The sequence below is a fragment of the Paraburkholderia piptadeniae genome (genome assembly GCF_900007165.1).
Lineage (GTDB): Bacteria > Pseudomonadota > Gammaproteobacteria > Burkholderiales > Burkholderiaceae > Paraburkholderia > Paraburkholderia piptadeniae.
The window spans coordinates 1-667 of sequence record NZ_CYGY02000184.1 but is presented as its reverse complement, the minus strand read 5'-3'; the positions used below and the strand labels follow the sequence as shown (position 1 = coordinate 667).

The 667-nt window shown below is 56.4% G+C and carries 1 protein-coding gene and 3 tRNA genes; all 4 read left to right on the top strand.

Features of this window, described 5'->3' with window-relative positions; genetic code table 11:
• Window positions 1-108: 108 nt before the first annotated feature.
• Window positions 109-194: transfer RNA gene (locus BN2476_RS44215), tRNA-Tyr, on the top strand.
• Between the two features lie 44 nt (window positions 195-238).
• A tRNA-Gly gene (locus BN2476_RS44210) sits at window positions 239-312 on the top strand.
• A gap of 20 nt (window positions 313-332) precedes the next feature.
• A tRNA-Thr gene (locus tag BN2476_RS44205) sits at window positions 333-407 on the top strand.
• A 64-nt stretch (window positions 408-471) separates the two neighbouring features.
• A partial coding sequence (locus tag BN2476_RS44200; protein ID WP_235851138.1) for a GTP-binding protein occupies window positions 472-667 on the top strand: 196 nt, incomplete at its 3' end.

Genomic DNA, 667 nt, shown 5'->3' with positions numbered 1-667 from the left:
GGGCCGTGGCGTTTGTGGCTCTACTATAAGTGAGAGCCTATGGGTTCAGCGCGATCAAGCGGTGCTTGACAAGACCTTATCGCTCCCCCATAATCATTAGTTCTCTGCGGAGGGGTGCCCGAGTGGCTAAAGGGGGCAGACTGTAAATCTGTTGGCTTACGCCTACGTTGGTTCGAATCCAACCTCCTCCACCAGATTTCAAGGCTGTAAAGCGTTTGTTGGGAATCGACAGATCCTTGCGGGTGTAGCTCAATGGTAGAGCAGAAGCCTTCCAAGCTTACGACGAGGGTTCGATTCCCTTCACCCGCTCCAGCAGGCAAAGTAGATGTAGCGCCCATGTGGCTCAGTGGTAGAGCACTCCCTTGGTAAGGGAGAGGTCGGCAGTTCGATCCTGCCCATGGGCACCAGCCAGTACCAAGTGATTGTTTGCGCCTGGCGCAACGTACGGAAAAATCCTCTTAGGAGTCGAAAATGGCCAAAGGTAAGTTTGAGCGGACCAAGCCGCACGTGAACGTCGGCACGATCGGTCACGTTGACCACGGCAAGACCACGTTGACGGCAGCAATCACGACGGTGCTGACCGCCAAGTTCGGCGGCGAAGCAAAGGCCTACGACCAGATCGACGCGGCGCCGGAAGAAAAGGCGCGCGGCATCACGATCAACACGG